Source organism: Pseudomonas sp. KH_024_B2 (assembly GCF_057839965.1).
Genome location: NZ_CM174502.1, coordinates 4,454,476 through 4,471,489, shown reverse-complemented (window position 1 = coordinate 4,471,489; position 17,014 = coordinate 4,454,476). Strand labels below are relative to the sequence as shown.

The window sequence follows — 17,014 nt, the reverse complement described above, 5'->3', positions numbered from 1 at the left end:
GCAAGCTCCCTCGCCACAGGTCTTGTGTCGGACCTTAGCTTACTGGCACTCAGGCTAGCCCGGGAAAGCGGTTTAACTGGCGCTGGGTTTCTGCACCAGCCCATCCGCCCTGAACATCCCGCGAATCCCGCGCACTGCCTGGCGAATCCGGTCCTGATTCTCGATCAGTGCAAAGCGCACATGGTCGTCGCCGTATTCACCAAAACCCACTCCCGGCGACACACAAACCTTGGCCTCCGCCAGCAGCTTCTTGGCGAATTCCAGTGAGCCGAGGTGTGCGTAGGCTTCAGGAATCTTGGCCCAGACGTACATCGCGGCTTTCGGGTTTTCGACCATCCAGCCCAGTTCATGCAGGCCTTTGACCAGCACATTGCGCCGCTGGCGGTATTGTTCGGCGATGTCTTTCACGCACTGCTGATCGCCTTCCAGCGCCGCAATGGCCGCGACCTGCAGCGGGGTGAATGTGCCGTAGTCGTGGTAACTCTTGATCCGCGCCAGAGCGCTGACCAGTTCGGCATTACCGACCATGAAACCAATGCGCCAGCCCGCCATGTTGTAGCTCTTGGACAGGGTGAAAAACTCCACCGCGATGTCCTTGGCGCCCGGCACCTGCATGATCGACGGGGCTGTATAGCCGTCGAAGACGATGTCGGCGTAGGCCAGGTCGTGGACCACCAGCACATCGTATTGCTTGGCCAGGGCGATCACCCGCTCGAAGAAATCCAGCTCCACGCACTGCGCGGTGGGGTTGGACGGGAAGCCGAGAATCATCATTTTCGGTTTGGGTATCGAGCCGCGAATCGCCTGTTCCAGTTCGGCGAAGAAATCCACGCCGGGTATCAGCGGCACCGAACGCACCTGGGCGCCGGCAATCACCGCACCGTAGATGTGAATCGGATAGCTGGGGTTGGGCACCAGTACTGTGTCGCCCTGATCGAGGGTGGCGAGCATCAAGTGCGCCAGGCCTTCCTTGGAGCCGATGGTGACAATGGCTTCGCTTTCCGGGTCGATATCGACCTCGTAGCGATCCTTGTACCAATTGGAAATCGCCCGACGCAGGCGTGGGATGCCCTTGGATGTGGAGTAGCCGTGGGTGTCTTCACGCTGGGCAACAGTGACGAGTTTTTCGACGATATGCGGCGGCGTGGCGCCGTCGGGGTTGCCCATGCTGAAGTCGATGATGTCTTCGCCACGACGACGGGCGGCCATCTTCAGCTCGGCAGTGATGTTGAATACGTAAGGGGGGAGTCGATCTATGCGCGCAAAGCGGCGCGGCGAACCGTGGTCTGCCATTGTTGCCTCTGGTACGTAAGCGCCCGGAACCGTCCGAGCGACGTTGGCCACTGCGGTGGCCTGTGGCGCAAGATAAGGGCTGCGATGGCGAGTTGTCCAGCGCCTGTGATCAAATATTTCGATGGCCGTTTGCGGCAGTATTCGGCACATTTACCAACGCTGCATTTTTCTGCGATACAACCGATACGTGCTTTGGGTTGAAACGCTGCGTTTGATGCCCGCCGACTACTCACCGCTTTCGATGGAATGAACGATGGAATTTACCAGTGGCTTCCTGCTGAGCCTTTCGCTGTGCCTGGATATCGGCCCCCGGTGTCAGGATAGTTGTCGCCTCTCCGAATTTTCCTAAAAAAGCATATCGGGGGCGGAAAGAGACTGGTCGTGCCGTATTATTCACCTGAACGCAGAGCCGCATTACTCAAGATGCTGCTTCCCCCACTGAACCTGTCGATGGCCGAGGTTTCCCGGCGCGAAGGGGTCAGCGAAATGTCTTTGTCCAACTGGCGCAAGCAGCTCAGTTCTGAAGGAAGTGCAGTGTCCGAAAACAAGCAATCGACCCAGAACTGGTCAGCCGAAACCAAGTTTGCTGTCGTCCTTGAAGCGGCCGGTTTGTCCGAGATCGACCTGGGCGAGTATTGCCGCCGCAAAGGCCTTTACCCCGAGCAAATCACCGCGTGGCGACAAGCCTTCATCACCGGCCAGAAGTCAGAAAAGGCCCAGCAAAAAGACGATCGGGAGCAGTCTCGCAAAGATAAGAAACGCATCCAGGAACTTGAGCGCGAACTGCGCCGCAAAGACAAGGCGCTCGCTGAAACAGCCGCGTTGTTGGTGCTGCGAAAAAAGCTCAACGACTACTGGGGGACCGACAACGAGGACAACTGACGTCTTTGCCAGAACGGCAGTTACTCGTTGACTGGCTGAGCCAAGCGGTCGCGGCGGGAGCCAGAAAAATCAGAGCCTGCCGGGAAATCGGTCTATCGCTGCGGACCTTGCAACGGTGGACTGAAACAGACGTTATCCAGGCCGATGCCCGAACGACAGTCACACGGCCAACGCCGCGAAATGCACTGAACGAGGCTGAGCGGCAGGCCCTTGTGACGCTGTGCAACAGCCCGGAGTACGCCCACCTACCGCCGAGCCAGATCGTGCCGCGCCTGGCCGATCAAGGGCGTTATCTGGCGTCGGAGGCGACGTTTTATCGCGTCTTGCGTGCAGCGGGTCAACAGCAGTATCGAGGTCGTAGTCAGCGCCCCAGGCGGTACGCAGCACCGACGACGCATGCGGCCAAAGCGCCCAATCAGGTGTGGTCGTGGGACATCACGTATCTGCCGTCGCCGATACGCGGCCAGTATTACTACCTCTATCTGATCGAGGATATTTACAGCCGCAAGGCCGTGGGCTGGGAGGTCTACGACGCGGAAAGCGGCGAGAAAGCTGCCGCGCTGCTGCAACGCAGCGTAATCGGCGAGCAGTGTTTACACGAACCGCTGGTGCTGCACTCGGACAACGGAGCGCCGATGAAATCGGTGACGCTGTTGAGCAAGATGTACGAACTGGGCATCACGCCCTCGCGGGGACGACCGCGGGTCAGCAACGACAATCCCTACTCGGAGTCGCTGTTTAGAACGCTGAAATACTGCCCGCAATGGCCGCAGGAAGGCTTTGCCAGTCTGGACGCGGCACGAGCGTGGGTGAGGGATTTCATGCGTTGGTACAACCACGAGCACCGGCATAGCCGTATCCGGTTCGTCACACCGGCTGAGCGGCATCGAGGACTGGACCATCAGGTCTTGGCCCGGCGACATGAGCTGTACGAACGAGCCAAAGCGAATAAGCCGGAACGGTGGTCGGGTCGAACACGTAACTGGGAACCGATCGGCACCGTGCTGTTGAACCCGGATCGAGAGCAACAGGTCGAGAAAAGAGCGGCATAGTTAGACGGTTGACGCGACAACTACCTTGAAAAACGCCGTCGGCGTGGCCAATATCGCGATGATCACCCTGGCCATGCAACGCGGCTATTTCCAGGGTTTTGCCCTTGGGCTCGGGACCTGCGTGGGGGATTTGATCTACGCGCTGCTGGCACTGGCCGGCATGACCGTGCTGTTGCAATACGAGACGGTGCGCTTAGTGCTGTGGATCGGCGGTTCAGCGCTGTTGTTGTACTTCGCAGCGAAAATGATTTATTCGGCGATCTACCATCAGACGGCCTTGGCCGAGGCAGGCGAAGTCAGCGGCGGCTCCCATCGGCGGGAGTTTTTCCGCGGGATCTTTCTGGCAATGTCGTCGCCGAGCGCCATCCTCTGGTTCGCTGCGGTGGGCGGGACGCTCATTGCTCGTTCCAGTGGCGGGGGGCTGCTCAGCTCCGGGTTATTTCTGGCGGGATTCTTCTGTGCCGGTCTGCTCTGGTGTGGCGGCGTATGTCTTGCCGCTACCCAGGGCGGGAAGTTGTTGGGCGACAAACTATTGCGTTACTCATACCTGGCATCTGCAGCGATCTTCTGCTATTTCGCGGTCTACGTGATTACATCGGGCTATAATGAGTTCGTCGGCCCGGCCAGCGTCACGCCACTTCCCGGCCTCTGACTGGGCGAATCGGGTTTGGCTTCTATACTCCCAGCCGAACCTACTTTTTTGTTCCAGGAGTTGAGTCATGGATGAACAAGCACACGTCGAAAGGGCTGAACCGCGCTTCGAACACGGTCATTTCCTGCTGATCGCAGGTCTTGGCGGACGATTTACCGCGAAAACGGCTGCGCGGATCCCGCAACTCTGGGAAAAATTCATTCCGCATATCGGAAAAGTCCCGGGCCAAAAGGGCGACGTGACCTACGGCATATGTTGCAACCCGGACGGCAAGGGCGGTTTTGAATACATCGCCGGTGTTGAAATCAGCAAGCTCGATGACTTGCCTGAGCAATACCGCTGGATCGAAGTACAGCCGCAGCACTATGCAGTGTTCGAACACAAAGGCTCGTTGGCTACCTTGCCCCAGACCTTTCAATACATCTGGAATACCTGGCTGCCGCAGTCCGGTCGTGAAGCCGCGGATGCGCCGGAATTCGAGCGTTACAGCGCGGACTTCAATCCGCAAACAGGGGACGGTGTCCTGGAAATTTGGCTGCCCCTCAAGCCCGATTGAATCGGCCTTGTAGTCAATTGTGGGCAGAAAGGAGCACTGCCCGCGATCAAGGCGATCTGTAGTTCCAGACCAGTTCGACAACGCGTTCGGCAAAGACGATGTAGAACAAACACACCAGCACTTGAAGGGCTACGTGATAGCGCAACTTCGAAAGCCTTTTCAGGCCATCGCAGATATTCAACAGCATCAGGACCGCTGCCAGGATGATCAGCCCCCAACCGGCCACATGAGAAACGAACAAGCCCATAAGCAGTCGTGAGTCGCCGTATAAAGCATCGTTGCCAGCGGCGAACAGCAGGGCGCACATCAGAAAGTTTCTGAGATTGTCGAAGACATTCTTGACGACGCCTTCATCGAGTTGCGACCAGAGTTGTTTCAAGATCCGCCCCATTGAAGCTCCCCGTCCTCAGCTATTGTTAGAATCGACGACCGTCGCGCCTGTCATCTTCACCTTACAAGGTAGCCGTAGTCTCCCATGAAATTGTCAAACACTGTCATCCGCCAGGTTATGCCCGCTGATCTGGACCGCTGTTTCGCCATCGAATCGGTTGCCTACGAAGGCGACGAAGCCGCAACCCGGGAGAAAATTGCCACGCGCATCGCCACCTGGCCTCAGGGATTTATCGTGGCTGAAATCGATGGCAGGGTCGCAGGCTTCATCAACTCCGGCGCCGCCTGGCAGGTTGAAATGGCCGACGAAGCCTTCAAGGAACTGATCGGCCACGACCCGGATGGCCCGCATGTGGTGATCATGTCGGTGGTGGTGCATCCGGATTATCAGGGACAAGGTTTGGCGAAGCGCTTGATGAGCGAGTTCATCGAGCGCATGCGCGCAATGCAGAAGGCGAGCATCAATCTGATGTGCAAGGAGCGGCACGTGCCGTTTTATGAGCAGTTCGGTTTTATCTACCTCAAGGCTTCAGCCTCCGACCATGGTGGAATGGCGTGGCATGAGATGGCGTTGAGTCTGTGATGTAAACGCCAAGGGCCGCCTCAGAACGGCCCTTTTTTGTGGGTTCAATAAAGACTGCCGCGCATTCAGAACGCCAGGGCCAGCCTGCGTTCATAGCCGATCCGGCCTTTGTAGGCTTCGCCGGTATCGACCCAACCTTGCTTGAGGTACAGATTGAGCGCCGCTTCGTTGTGGGCGTCCACCGAGAGCATCAATCCATTGATTTCAGGCCAGGCCTGGCGAGCGACGTATGGCAAGGCTTGCAGGCAGGCTTTGCCATAGCCTTTGCCTTGGGCGCGGTGGTCGACTTGCAAGGCGTGCAGGGTGGCAGTGTCTTCATCGGCCCAATGGGGAAGGCACGGCGGGCGTTTGAGCAGCAGGAAGGCCACGGGCACCTCTTGCGCAAGCAGGGCAAAGCCTTTGACACCGGGGTTGGCGTTGGACCGCAGGGCGTGCAAGGCGCTGTCGATATCGCCGGAGAATTCCTTTTGTTGCGGGAGAATTTCGATGGCTTCGACTTGTTGGCGCTGAACCGGGGTCAGGCTTTCGTAGGGCACAAGCTGAGTAGTCACGAGCGGTACCGACAAATGTGAGATCCGGATTCTAACGAGTTTGCGGTGGGCAACAATATTTTTGTCGCAAGAGGTCGAACTTGTCGATTTCGGTGTGTGCCATACGACTAGGGGTGTCTTCACGATTTAACTGCCGCCTATCAGGCGGCTCGATGACCCTCTGCACCTCAATCGCAAGGAGAACCGTCATGAACACTCACACCACCGAAACTGAAATCCGCGCCCTGATCGAGTCCTGGCAGCAAGCCGTCATCGCCAAGGATATCGAGAAAATTGTCAGCTATTACGCCGACGACATCACCTCCTTCGATGCCGTGACCGCCCTGCAATTCAAAGGCAAAGTGGCCTACCGCGCGCACTGGGAGGAGTGCATGAAAGTCTGCCCCGGCCCCGGTATTTTCGAGTTTCACCAGCTGCACGTCGTGCCGGCCGCTGACAGCGCTTTTGCCCATTGGCTGGCCCATTGCGGCGGGACGGACGAGAAAGGTGAAACCAAAGCCTGCTGGATGCGGGTGACTGCCGGTTATCAACGCATCAATGGCCAATGGCGGGTGGTGCATGAGCACTGGTCGGCACCGTTCGACATGATGAGCGGTACGGTCTTGTTCGACCTGCAACCCTGATTTTTGTCGGGATTTTCGCCAAATCCCGAATCAGCAGCCATAGTTGATCAGCTTGATGATGGAGAATTTCATGAAATATCTATGCCTGGTCTACAGCGACGAGCATCAGCTGCACAGCCATCCCGACAGCCCTGAGGATGCTGAATGCCTGGCCTACGCCGAGTCGGTTCAGGGCAGTGGCCGGATGCTCGCCGCCGAGGCGCTGGAGTCGGTGCAGACCGCCACCACCGTGCGCATGCGCAACGGCAAGCTGTCGATCACCGACGGCCCGTTCGCTGAAACCAAGGAGCAGTTGGCCGGGTTCTATCTGATCGATGCCAAGGACCTCAACGAGGCCATCCAGGTCGCCGGCAACATCCCGGCGGCCCGGGTCGGCAGCGTTGAAGTGCGCCCCGTACGTGAATTGAATCCCTGATAACAATCATAAGCAGGAAGTCCCCGATGAGCGCTCAACTCAGCAAACGGCAGCCCGCCAAATTCGAGTTATCCATCAGTCGTTTGATTGATGCACCCCGCAGCAGGATTTTCCGCGCCTGGACCGAGCCGCAGTTGCTGGCGCAGTGGTGGGGGCCCCATGGCATGACCACGCCGGAATGTGAGATGGACCTGTGGGTCGGTGGCCAGTTTCGCACCCTGATGCGCGCACCGGACGGCAGCGAGTATCCGACCCAGGGCGTCTATCTGGAGATCGTCGCGCCCCAGCGGATTGTTTTCACCGATGCCTTCAAGCCGGGCTGGATTCCCTCGGAAAAACCCTTCATGACCGCTGAAGTGACCCTTGAAGAGGTGGATGGCAAAACCCTTTACACCGCGTGCGCCATGCACTGGACTGCAGAGGATCGTCAGGCTCACGAGGCGATGGGCTTTTATGATGGCTGGGGCCAAAGCCTGGACCGGTTGGTAACGCTGGTGACCGAAGGCATGCCCGACTGATGCCGGGCGAGGCGAGCGGGGCGGTCAGGGCGCTGGTCGAGACGGTTTATCGCACCGAGTCGCGGCGAATCCTTGCGACCCTGATTCGCTTGCTTGGCGATTTCGACCTCGCTGAAGAGGCTTTGCACGAAGCCTTCTTCGTCGCGGTCGAGCGCTGGCAGCGTGACGGTGTGCCGGACAATCCGCGCACCTGGCTGGTGTCGACCGGGCGCTTCAAGGCTATTGATGCATTGCGCCGGCGGGCGCGCTTCAGCGCATCCCGGGCGGCATTGGTCAGCCAGCTGGATGAGCTGGAAGAGGCTGACTGGAGCGAGGAAGACGTGGAAGACGATCGCCTGCGTTTGATCTTCACCTGCTGCCACCCGGCCTTGGCGGCGGACGCTCAGGTGCCGTTGACGCTTCGGGAAATCTGCGACCTGACCACCGAGGAAATCGCCCGGGCCTTTCTCACCGCGCCGACCACCATCGCCCAGCGCATCGTGCGCGCCAAGGCGAAGATTCGTGACGCGAAGATCCCCTATCAAGTGCCGTCCATGGCCGAGCTGCCCGAGCGTTTGGACAGCGTATTGCGGGTGATTTATCTGGTGTTCAACGAAGGCTATTCGGCTTCGATGGGCGCGCAGTTGACCCGGGAAGATCTGACCACCGAGGCCATACGCCTTGCTCGTTTGCTGATGGAGCTACTACCGGAACCGGAGGTGAAGGGGTTGCTGGCGCTGATGTTGCTGCATGAGTCGCGACGCCCGGCCCGAACTTCAGCGACGGGTGAGTTGATTGTACTGGATGAACAGGACCGCTCTCTGTGGAATGCCGAGCTGATCGCCGAAGGCTGCATGTTGGTGGAGCAGGCGCTGAGTACTCGGCGCTTCGGTCCATACTGCCTGCAAGCCGCGATTGCAGCGGTGCATGCCGAAGCGCCAACCGCCGGGGAGACCGACTGGGTGCAGATCGTCGGTCTGTATGACGTGCTGCTGCGGGCGATGCCTTCGCCGGTGATTGAACTGAACCGCGCTGCTGCCCTGGCCAAGCGTGATGGTCCGCTGGCCGGACTGGAATTGATCGAGGGTATTCTGGCGCGAGGCGAGTTGCTCGATTACCACCTGGCGCATTCGGCCAAGGCGGAGTTTTGTCGGCAGCTAGGACGTGTCGATGAGGCCAGAGAGGCTTGGCAGCGCGCCCTTGAATTGACTCGGCAGTTGCCGGAGCGGCGGTTTATCGAGCGAAAGCTTGAAGAGCTGAAACAGTTTTAGCAGACCCCCCCTGTGGCGAGGGAGCTTGCTCCCGTTCGGCTGCGAAGCAGTCGTAAAACCTGACGCTCCGTTCTACCTGATGAAACGTCGTCGCCAATTTTAGGGCCGCTGCGCGACCCAGCGGGAGCAAGCTCCCTCGCCACAATGGGTTTGCCCCATAGAGTGACTTACGCCTGCCGTCGCGTCGCTGCCAGCCGCACGACTTTCACGCAGACAAAAGAAAACCCCCGATAAACCCACATCCAGCCAGGGTCTATCGGGGGTTTCAGCCAGGCGCTTTAGCGCCTGGCGATGCTCAGCTTATTGGCAAGCTTCGCAATCCGGCTCGTCGATGGCGCAGGCTTTTGGCACTGGCGCTGGACCGGCAGGGGCTGCCAGGACCGAGTCCTCACCGTGGTTGCCGCCGCTGGAAACAGCGTTCAGCTTGCTGGTGCTGATGGTCGACTTCTCGGTGCTGGTCGCGGCCAGGGCACGGAGGTAGTAAGTGGTTTTCAGGCCACGGTACCAGGCCATGCGGTAGGTCACGTCGAGCTTCTTGCCCGAAGCGCCGGCGATGTACAGGTTCAGCGACTGAGCCTGGTCGATCCACTTCTGACGACGGCTGGCGGCGTCGACGATCCACTTGGTGTCCACTTCGAAGGCAGTCGCGTAGAGCTCTTTGAGTTCTTGCGGGATGCGTTCGATCTGCTGCACGGAACCGTCGTAGTACTTCAGGTCGTTGATCATGACCGAGTCCCACAGGCCGCGGGCTTTCAGGTCGCGAACGAGGTACGGGTTGATCACGGTGAATTCGCCCGAGAGGTTCGATTTCACATAGAGGTTCTGGTAGGTCGGTTCGATCGACTGCGATACGCCAGTGATGTTGGCGATGGTGGCGGTCGGTGCGATGGCCATGATGTTGGAGTTGCGAATACCTTTCTGCACGCGGGCACGCACCGGCGCCCAGTCCAGGGATTCGTTCAGGTCAACGTCGATGTACTTCTGGCCACGTTGCTCGATCAGGATCTGTTGCGAATCCAGCGGCAGGATGCCTTTGGACCACAGCGAACCCTGGAACGTCTCGTAGGCGCCGCGCTCGTCGGCCAGGTCGCAGGAAGCCTGGATCGCGTAGTAGCTGACCGCTTCCATCGACTTGTCGGCGAACTCGACGGCAGCGTCGGAGCCGTACGGGATGTGCTGCAGGTACAGCGCGTCCTGGAAGCCCATGATGCCCAGGCCGACCGGACGGTGCCTGAAGTTGGAGTTCTTCGCTTGTGGCACCGAGTAGTAGTTGATGTCGATCACGTTATCGAGCATCCGCACGGCGGTGTTCACGGTGCGTTCCAGCTTGGCGGTGTCGAGCTTGCCGTCGGTGATGTGGTTCGGCAGGTTGATCGAGCCCAGGTTGCAGACAGCGATCTCGTCCTTGTTGGTGTTCAAGGTGATTTCGGTGCACAGGTTCGAACTGTGAACCACGCCAACGTGCTGCTGTGGGCTACGCAGGTTGCATGGGTCTTTGAAGGTCAGCCATGGGTGGCCGGTTTCGAAGAGCATGGAGAGCATTTTGCGCCACAGGTCTTTGGCCTGGATGGTCTTGAACAGTTTGATCTTGCCCGGGTACTGGGACAGGGCTTCGTAGTACTCGTAACGCTCTTCGAAGGCCTTGCCGGTCAGGTCGTGCAGATCCGGTACTTCGGATGGCGAGAACAGGGTCCACTGGCCGTCATCGAAGACGCGCTTCATGAACAGGTCAGGGATCCAGTTGGCGGTGTTCATGTCGTGGGTACGACGACGATCATCACCGGTGTTCTTGCGCAGTTCGATGAACTCCTCAATGTCCATGTGCCAGGTTTCCAGGTAGGCGCAGACAGCGCCTTTGCGCTTGCCACCCTGGTTGACGGCTACGGCGGTGTCGTTCACCACTTTCAGGAAGGGTACGACGCCCTGGGATTTGCCGTTGGTGCCCTTGATGTAAGAGCCCAGCGCGCGAACCGGCGTCCAGTCGTTGCCCAGACCGCCAGCGAATTTCGACAGCATGGCGTTGTCGTGGATCGCGTGGTAGATGCCCGACAGGTCATCCGGCACGGTGGTCAGGTAGCAACTCGACAGCTGTGGACGCAGGGTACCGGCGTTGAACAGGGTCGGGGTCGAGGACATGTAGTCGAAGGACGACAACAGGTTGTAGAACTCGATGGCACGGTCTTCTTTGTTCTTCTCTTCGATCGCCAGGCCCATGGCCACGCGCATGAAGAAGATCTGCGGCAGTTCGAAACGCACGCCATCCTTGTGGATGAAGTAACGGTCGTACAGGGTTTGCAGGCCCAGGTAGGTGAACTGCTGATCACGCTCGTGGTTGATCGCCTTGCCGAGCTTTTCCAGGTCGAAGGTGGCCAGAACCGGGTTCAGCAATTCGAACTCGATACCCTTGGCGATGTACGAAGGCAGGGCCTTGGCGTACAGATCGACCATTTCGTGGTGAGTGGCGCTGTCGGCAACTTCGAGGAAGCTCAGGCCTTCGGCACGCAGGGTGTCCATCAGCAGGCGAGCGGTCACGAAGGAGTAGTTCGGCTCACGCTCGACCAGCGTACGGGCGGTCATCACCAGAGCGGTGTTGACGTCTTTGAGCGCCACGCCGTCGTAGAGGTTTTTCAGGGTTTCGCGCTGGATCAGATCACCGTCGACTTCTTCCAGACCTTCGCAGGCCTCGGTCACGATGGTGTTCAGACGACCCATGTCGAGCGGTGCAAGGCTGCCATCGGCGAGGGCAATGCGGATCGATGGGTGAGCTTGTACCGGCTCGTCGATGGTGCGAACGGCACGCTCTTTGGAACGGGCGTCACGGTATATTACGTAGTCACGAGCGACTTTCTGCTCGCCGGCACGCATCAGGGCCAGTTCGACCTGGTCCTGGATTTCTTCGATATGGATAGTGCCGCCCGATGGCATGCGACGCTTGAAGGTCGCGGTGACTTGTTCGGTCAGACGGGCAACGGTGTCGTGGATTCGCGACGAGGCAGCAGCGGTGCCGCCTTCAACTGCGAGGAACGCTTTGGTGATGGCGACGGTGATTTTGTCATCGGTGTAAGGAACGACAGTGCCGTTACGCTTGATCACGCGCAGTTGGCCCGGCGCGGTGGCGGACAGATCCAGATTCGAATCAGCGGCCTGCGGCGCGGTGCCCTGCGGGTTCTCGCGAGTTGTGTCGGTTTGCATGGGTGTCTCCACGTTCTCTATGTTTGTTTGGGCACCATCATGGCGCCCACCGTTCCGTCCTGAAGCACTACAACCGGCAGCGCCGGGCATAACCACTTCGGGACAGTAGGAAGGAGCTCTTTCGGGCGTCGCTTCCATGCCGAAGTCTTTGGTTCCCAGCCGCTGGGCTGAAAACCGAATTCTTGACGGGGTGACAGTATTTCGTACTGCAACACCCGTACCGTTTTCACTGCCAGAGGCTGGAAAACAGCTGCCATCCGCAGGCGCGGTTTGGGCTTCTGAAAAAGTGATTGGTTCAACCAAACAGAAGCAAGAAAAGGGCTTGAGTTTCTTGTCTGATGTGTGTTTGGTTTTTGGCTTGAAACCCTACATGTAGGGTTTTTTTGTCGTCGGGCTACAAGATAATGCGTTTTGGGGGGTGATTGCAACGTGCTGCCTGTGGATAAAGCTGTGCGTAAATTGTGTATGAAACCGCCAAACCTCGTGTGGGCCGCGACCGCACTGGAATAGACCGTTTGTCACTGTTTTTTGCCGCCGGAAACAGCCTTGGGCGGATTTTTGCGGGCGCGAACCCTATCACAAAAATCGACGGTTACCGAACGCATTTGCCTGCTTGTATTCTCAAGGGGAGGCGTTGCTACAATCGCCTCTTCTATACACTGCTTATCCACCCCGATCATTACAAAAAGAGGCGTGGATCCTTCCTGAATTGTGGTTTTGGCAAGAAGAGGTCACCCCGTGGAACAAGAAGCCTGGCAGGTATTGATTGTCGAGGATGACCAGCGTCTGGCTGAGTTGACCCGCGAGTACCTAGAGAGCAACGGACTGCGGGTCGCTATCGAGGGTAACGGTGCCTTGGCGGCGGCGCGGATCATTGCCGAACAACCGGACCTGGTGATCCTCGATCTGATGCTTCCCGGCGAAGACGGCTTGAGCATCTGTCGCAAGGTACGAGATCGTTATGACGGACCGATCCTGATGCTGACCGCGCGTACCGACGACATGGATCAGATCCTGGGCCTGGACATGGGCGCCGATGATTACGTCTGCAAACCGGTGCGCCCACGCTTGTTGCTGGCACGGGTCCAGGCTTTGCTGCGGCGCAGTGAACCGCCGCAAGCGGTGGTTCCTGAAAGGCGGCTGCAGTTCGGCCCGCTGGTAGTGGACAACGCATTACGCGAGGCCTGGCTGCATGAGAACGGCATCGAACTGACCAGTGCCGAGTTCGATCTGCTGTGGTTGCTGGTGGCCAATGCCGGGCGGATTCTTTCCCGCGAAGAGATTTTCACCGCACTGCGCGGCATCGGTTATGACGGTCAGGACCGCTCCATTGATGTGCGGATCTCACGCATCCGGCCGAAGATCGGCGATGACCCGATCCATCCGCGGCTGATCAAGACCATTCGCAGCAAAGGCTACCTGTTCGTTCCCGAAGCTTGCGTAGACGTGCCGCTGTGAACTCGATTTTCCTGCGTATCTATGGCGGCATGTGCGCAGCGCTGATTCTGGTTGCGGTGCTTGGGGTGCTGGCGTTACACCTGCTCAATCAGGTGCGCAGCGAGCAATACCGCGAGCGCCTGGCCCAGGGTACGTTTTCGTTGATGGCCGGCAACCTGCAACCGATGAGCGAGATCGAGCGGCGTCGGGCACTGGTGGTGTGGGAGCGTTTGCTGGGGATTCCCCTGGCCGTGCAAACCTTCACTCAGACCCATCTTGATCTGACCCAGCGCAATCGTGTGCAGCGCGGTCAGGCGCTGGTCGAGCAGACCGGCCCGCACGCCGCGAAGGTCTACCGTTTGGTCAGCGATAAAGAACAGCTTGTGCTCACGGGTGAAGTGCAACAAATCAGCGAGCAACTGGCGCGGGCAACTATTTACCTGTTGGCCGATGAGCTGGTGCGTTACCCGGTGGCGGAACAACCGCAACGCCTGGCAGCACTGAAGAAAGACAACGGCTTTGGCTTCGAGCTGCAACTGGTCACCCTCGATCAGGCGGACATGGACGAGGATCAGCGTCGGCGGGTCTCCGAGGGCGATACGGTGATGGCGCTGGGCAAGGGTGGCGATTCGATCCGGGTGTTTGCCGGGATGGTCGGTACGCCTTGGGTGCTGGAAATCGGTCCGCTGTATCAGATGAATCCTTATCCGCCTGAGTGGCTGGTATTGATTGCGGCGCTTGGCTTGAGCCTGATCGGGTTGATTGTGTATTTGCTGGTGCGGCAACTGGAGCGGCGTTTGAGCGGGCTGGAGTCGGCCGCGACACGAATCGCCAAGGGCAGTCTGGAAACCCGGGTGCCGGCCCGCGGCGCCGACTCGATCGGGCGTCTGGCGGCCGCATTCAATGGCATGGCCGAGCACTTGCAGCGCTTGCTGGCGATTCAGCGTGAACTGGTGCGGGCGGTGTCCCATGAGTTGCGCACACCGGTGGCGCGTTTGCGTTTTGGCCTGGAGATGATCGGTGCTGCCAGCACCCCGCAAGCGCGGGATAAGTACATGGTGGGCATGGACAACGATATTCAGGACCTCGACCGACTGGTGGACGAAATGCTCACCTACGCCCGCCTGGAGCAGGGCTCGCCAGCACTGAACTTCCAGCGGGTCGATCTGGACGCTTTGGTCAATCAGGTGATCAGCGAGTTGGCGCCGTTACGCCCCGACGTCAAGGTTCAGCGCGGTTTGTGTCTGTCCGCTGCCGACTGTGATGACGCCTGGGTCGAGGCCGAGCCGCGCTATCTGCACCGGGCGCTGCAGAATCTGCTGAGCAACGCCATGCGTCATGCCGAGTCGCAGGTCTGCATCAGCTATCAGGTCGGCCAGCAGCGCTGTCGGGTGGATGTCGAGGACGACGGCCCCGGAGTTCCGGAAAACGCCTGGGAGCGGATCTTTACGCCGTTCCTGCGCCTGGACGACAGCCGGACCCGCGCCTCTGGTGGGCATGGCCTGGGGTTGTCGATTGTGCGGCGGATCATTCACTGGCATGACGGCCGGGCGTTGATCAGCAAGAGCAAGAATCTGGGCGGGGCGTGTTTCAGCCTGAGCTGGCCGCGGCATCAGGAGAAGAATTGAGTTTGGTCCTGGGCTTCTCTATTGACGGTTAGATCGCTTTCGCGGGCAAGCCCGCTCCCACGGATTCGCGTAATTCCTGTGGGAGCGTGGCTTGCCCGCGAAGACGGCTGAACAGGCGCAAAAAATCTCTCAGGCCTCAATGCTGACCAGACTCAACAACTGCCCATCCCCCACACAAAATTGCGCATCAAGCTCACTGCCGTTGCGCCATTCACTGGAGAGGTCGGTCAGCAGGCGCAGGCGGGCATGTCCGCTTTCGCTCCATTCAAGCAGTTCGGCATGTTCGAAATAGAAGCGTTGCCGGACGATCGGATAGAGCGCCTTGAACAGGCTTTCTTTCACGGAGAAGGTCAGGGTCACCAACAGGCCGATCTGTTCCTGGGGGCCAGCGGCCATGCGTTGCAACTCGGCCGGGGTGAGGATTTCACTGGCCAGTCGCTGGGCACGCTCGGTATGGAGCAGGTTTTCCAGGTCCATCCCCAGACCACGCCAATGCGCTTTACGCGCAACAATCGCTGCGGCCCGGCCAGTGCTGTGGGTGATCGAACCGCAGATATGCGTCGGCCACACCGGCGCGCGATCCTCACCAATGGCCGGGATGCAATCGAGCCCCTCAAGCTGCTGCAAGGCGGCCCGGGCGCAGAGGCGTCCGGCGAGATACTCGGCCTGACGCTTGGCCACCGAACGCTGAATGCTCGCCGGTGGCTCGATAGCGCAGCGCTGGAAATCATCGGACGCCAGCTGTGACGGATCGAAGTGAGTACCCAGCAGCACCGTATCCGGCAGAGCGACTGGCAATGGCCAGTGGGCATCGAGTGGGGTGCAGCAGGCGGGAAGGGCAGAGTGCGGATTCATGCCGGGCATTTTGCCGGGTTGCGGCAAAGCTGGGTAGTGGCTTGAGGCGATCCCTGTGGCGAGGGAGCTTGCTCCCGCTCGGCTGCGCAGCAGTCGTAAACCCTGCGAGCTCGGTATACCTGACGAAACGTGGTTGCAGGTTTTGGGGCTGCTTCGCAACCCAGCGGGAGCAAGCTCCCTCGCTACAGGTGCGGTGTCGCTCTTGTGGGAGCGGGCTTGCCCGCGAAGGCCGTTATGCGGTCTTGCCGATCAGCCAAAAATCTTCTTGAAGAACGCCTGCATATCCGCCCACGAACGTTCGTCAGCCGCCTTGTTGTAGCCCATGTCCGGCGCGCCATGTTCACCATGGCTCAGGCGATCGGCATCCGGGTTGCTGAATCCATGCTTGGCGCCTTCAAGGCTGACGAATTCGTAGTCGGCTCCGGCCTTGTCCATTTCGGCCTTGAAGGCACCGACGTTCTGCGCCGTGACCAGGCTGTCCAGGGCGCCGTGTTCCACCAGCATTTTGGCCTTGACGCTACCAGGGGTAGCCGGGATGGTGGTTCCTAGCGGACCGTGGAAACTCACCACGCCGGCCAGTGGCACACCCTGGCGTGCGGCATCCAATACGACTTTTCCACCGAAGCAGTAACCGATGGCGGCGAGCTTGTTCGGGTTGGTCTGTGGCTGTTTTTTCAATAGCTCAAGCCCGGCATTGAAGCGGGCGCTGGCGGCGGCACTGTCTTTCGTTGCCGCCTGCATAAAAGCCATCGCGTCTTTCGCGTGCTCGGTGTTCTTGCCTTCGCCGTACATGTCGATGGCCAGCGCGCTGTAACCCAGCGAGGCCAGATCACGGGCGCGGCGCTTGGCATAGTCGTTGAGTCCCCACCATTCATGAACCACGACGATACCGGGGCGAGCGCCCTGGATGCCGTCGTCATAGGCGTAATACCCGATGAGTTTGCTGCCATCCGGACTCTGATAGGGGATTTCCTGGGTCTTGATTGCCGCCTGGCTCAGCCCGCTCAAGGCCAGTAATACCAAAGCAAGGAATACACGCATGGTCGGCTCTCCTTTAAAGGACGTCCAGATAGCCTAGTCGATTCTATTCAGCTCAGGTTCAGAGAGTGTTCAGGGGGAGTTCAGGGGCAGGTGGTT

The 17,014-nt window shown here is 59.4% G+C and carries 17 protein-coding genes; 11 read left to right on the top strand and 6 right to left on the bottom strand.

Annotated elements, in window-relative coordinates; translation table 11 throughout:
- Positions 1 to 72: 72 nt before the first annotated feature.
- Positions 73 to 1,293 (bottom strand): alanine transaminase, encoded by a 1,221-nt coding sequence (gene alaC / locus AC3I0A_RS20915; RefSeq protein WP_489374328.1) that lies wholly within the window; start codon positions 1,291 to 1,293, stop codon positions 73 to 75.
- Between the two features lie 381 nt (positions 1,294 to 1,674).
- On the opposite strand from alaC, the gene AC3I0A_RS20910 reads away from it, so the two are divergent.
- From AC3I0A_RS20910 to AC3I0A_RS20900, 3 genes are all read left to right on the top strand, one after another.
- Positions 1,675 to 3,227, top strand: a protein-coding gene (locus tag AC3I0A_RS20910; RefSeq protein WP_489378534.1) for an IS3 family transposase whose coding sequence is annotated in 2 segments (ribosomal slippage) — positions 1,675 to 2,137 and positions 2,137 to 3,227 — 1,554 coding nt in all. Because the reading frame shifts where the segments join, the coding sequence is not laid out codon by codon here.
- A 25-nt stretch (positions 3,228 to 3,252) separates the two neighbouring features.
- On the top strand, positions 3,253 to 3,879 hold the full coding sequence (locus AC3I0A_RS20905; protein ID WP_489374327.1) for a LysE family translocator: 627 nt from the start codon (positions 3,253 to 3,255) through the stop codon (positions 3,877 to 3,879).
- Positions 3,880 to 3,946: 67 nt separating this feature from the next.
- Entirely contained in the window at positions 3,947 to 4,435 is a 489-nt protein-coding gene (locus tag AC3I0A_RS20900; RefSeq protein ID WP_489374326.1) for a GyrI-like domain-containing protein, read from the top strand.
- A gap of 46 nt (positions 4,436 to 4,481) precedes the next feature.
- Here AC3I0A_RS20900 and AC3I0A_RS20895 read toward each other — a convergent pair whose 3' ends face one another.
- Complete coding sequence (locus tag AC3I0A_RS20895; protein WP_489374325.1) at positions 4,482 to 4,826, bottom strand: hypothetical protein; 345 nt, start codon at positions 4,824 to 4,826, stop codon at positions 4,482 to 4,484.
- Between the two features lie 84 nt (positions 4,827 to 4,910).
- Here AC3I0A_RS20895 and AC3I0A_RS20890 point away from each other — a divergent pair, with 84 nt between their 5' ends.
- Positions 4,911 to 5,408, top strand: a complete 498-nt coding sequence (locus AC3I0A_RS20890) for a GNAT family N-acetyltransferase (protein ID WP_489374324.1) — start codon at positions 4,911 to 4,913, stop codon at positions 5,406 to 5,408.
- 65 nt (positions 5,409 to 5,473) lie between these two features.
- Here AC3I0A_RS20890 and AC3I0A_RS20885 read toward each other — a convergent pair whose 3' ends face one another.
- Complete coding sequence (locus tag AC3I0A_RS20885; RefSeq protein ID WP_489374323.1) at positions 5,474 to 5,959, bottom strand: GNAT family N-acetyltransferase; 486 nt, start codon at positions 5,957 to 5,959, stop codon at positions 5,474 to 5,476.
- A 188-nt stretch (positions 5,960 to 6,147) separates the two neighbouring features.
- Between AC3I0A_RS20885 and AC3I0A_RS20880 the strand changes: the two genes are divergently transcribed.
- From AC3I0A_RS20880 to AC3I0A_RS20865, 4 genes are all read left to right on the top strand, one after another.
- A complete protein-coding gene (locus AC3I0A_RS20880; protein WP_489374322.1) occupies positions 6,148 to 6,582 on the top strand; it encodes a YybH family protein in 435 nt (144 codons plus the stop codon).
- Between the two features lie 70 nt (positions 6,583 to 6,652).
- Entirely contained in the window at positions 6,653 to 6,997 is a 345-nt protein-coding gene (locus tag AC3I0A_RS20875) for a YciI family protein (RefSeq protein ID WP_489374321.1), read from the top strand.
- Positions 6,998 to 7,023: 26 nt separating this feature from the next.
- Positions 7,024 to 7,515, top strand: a complete 492-nt coding sequence (locus AC3I0A_RS20870) for an SRPBCC family protein (protein WP_489374320.1) — start codon at positions 7,024 to 7,026, stop codon at positions 7,513 to 7,515.
- Positions 7,515 to 8,765 carry an RNA polymerase sigma factor gene (locus tag AC3I0A_RS20865; protein ID WP_489374319.1) on the top strand — a complete coding sequence of 417 codons (1,251 nt, stop codon included), beginning with the start codon at positions 7,515 to 7,517 and terminating at the stop codon, positions 8,763 to 8,765. Before AC3I0A_RS20870 ends, AC3I0A_RS20865 begins: the two co-directional genes overlap by 1 nt.
- A gap of 300 nt (positions 8,766 to 9,065) precedes the next feature.
- On the opposite strand, the gene AC3I0A_RS20860 is transcribed toward AC3I0A_RS20865, so the two are convergent.
- A complete protein-coding gene (locus AC3I0A_RS20860) occupies positions 9,066 to 11,957 on the bottom strand; it encodes a ribonucleoside-diphosphate reductase subunit alpha (RefSeq protein WP_489374318.1) in 2,892 nt (963 codons plus the stop codon).
- Between the two features lie 136 nt (positions 11,958 to 12,093).
- On the opposite strand from AC3I0A_RS20860, the gene AC3I0A_RS20855 reads away from it, so the two are divergent.
- The 3 genes from AC3I0A_RS20855 (at position 12,094) to AC3I0A_RS20845 (ending at position 15,022) form a co-directional block, all read left to right on the top strand.
- Positions 12,094 to 12,333 (top strand): hypothetical protein, encoded by a 240-nt coding sequence (locus AC3I0A_RS20855; protein ID WP_489374317.1) that lies wholly within the window; start codon positions 12,094 to 12,096, stop codon positions 12,331 to 12,333.
- A gap of 362 nt (positions 12,334 to 12,695) precedes the next feature.
- Positions 12,696 to 13,415: a response regulator gene (locus AC3I0A_RS20850; protein ID WP_489374316.1), complete on the top strand. Its 720-nt coding sequence runs from the start codon at positions 12,696 to 12,698 to the stop codon at positions 13,413 to 13,415.
- Positions 13,412 to 15,022, top strand: coding sequence for an ATP-binding protein (locus AC3I0A_RS20845; protein ID WP_489374315.1), 1,611 nt, complete (start codon positions 13,412 to 13,414; stop codon positions 15,020 to 15,022). Before AC3I0A_RS20850 ends, AC3I0A_RS20845 begins: the two co-directional genes overlap by 4 nt.
- Before the next feature lie 129 nt (positions 15,023 to 15,151).
- Here the strand turns inward: AC3I0A_RS20845 and AC3I0A_RS20840 are convergent, their stop codons facing one another.
- Both AC3I0A_RS20840 and AC3I0A_RS20835 read right to left on the bottom strand, forming a co-directional pair.
- On the bottom strand, positions 15,152 to 15,877 hold the full coding sequence (locus tag AC3I0A_RS20840; protein ID WP_489374314.1) for a 4'-phosphopantetheinyl transferase family protein: 726 nt from the start codon (positions 15,875 to 15,877) through the stop codon (positions 15,152 to 15,154).
- A 249-nt stretch (positions 15,878 to 16,126) separates the two neighbouring features.
- Positions 16,127 to 16,918, bottom strand: a complete 792-nt coding sequence (locus AC3I0A_RS20835; RefSeq protein ID WP_489374313.1) for a dienelactone hydrolase family protein — start codon at positions 16,916 to 16,918, stop codon at positions 16,127 to 16,129.
- Positions 16,919 to 17,014: the final 96 nt, after the last annotated feature.

Coding starts and splice junctions, on each gene's coding strand:
- alaC (WP_489374328.1), bottom strand. CDS start 1,293: ATGGCAGACCACGGTTCGCCGCGCCGCTTTGCGCGCATAGATCGACTC.
- AC3I0A_RS20900 (WP_489374326.1), top strand. CDS start 3,947: ATGGATGAACAAGCACACGTCGAAAGGGCTGAACCGCGCTTCGAACAC.
- AC3I0A_RS20895 (WP_489374325.1), bottom strand. CDS start 4,826: ATGGGGCGGATCTTGAAACAACTCTGGTCGCAACTCGATGAAGGCGTC.
- AC3I0A_RS20890 (WP_489374324.1), top strand. CDS start 4,911: ATGAAATTGTCAAACACTGTCATCCGCCAGGTTATGCCCGCTGATCTG.
- AC3I0A_RS20880 (WP_489374322.1), top strand. CDS start 6,148: ATGAACACTCACACCACCGAAACTGAAATCCGCGCCCTGATCGAGTCC.
- AC3I0A_RS20875 (WP_489374321.1), top strand. CDS start 6,653: ATGAAATATCTATGCCTGGTCTACAGCGACGAGCATCAGCTGCACAGC.
- AC3I0A_RS20870 (WP_489374320.1), top strand. CDS start 7,024: ATGAGCGCTCAACTCAGCAAACGGCAGCCCGCCAAATTCGAGTTATCC.
- AC3I0A_RS20865 (WP_489374319.1), top strand. CDS start 7,515: ATGCCGGGCGAGGCGAGCGGGGCGGTCAGGGCGCTGGTCGAGACGGTT.
- AC3I0A_RS20860 (WP_489374318.1), bottom strand. CDS start 11,957: ATGCAAACCGACACAACTCGCGAGAACCCGCAGGGCACCGCGCCGCAG.
- AC3I0A_RS20855 (WP_489374317.1), top strand. CDS start 12,094: ATGCCGAAGTCTTTGGTTCCCAGCCGCTGGGCTGAAAACCGAATTCTT.
- AC3I0A_RS20840 (WP_489374314.1), bottom strand. CDS start 15,877: ATGAATCCGCACTCTGCCCTTCCCGCCTGCTGCACCCCACTCGATGCC.
- AC3I0A_RS20835 (WP_489374313.1), bottom strand. CDS start 16,918: ATGCGTGTATTCCTTGCTTTGGTATTACTGGCCTTGAGCGGGCTGAGC.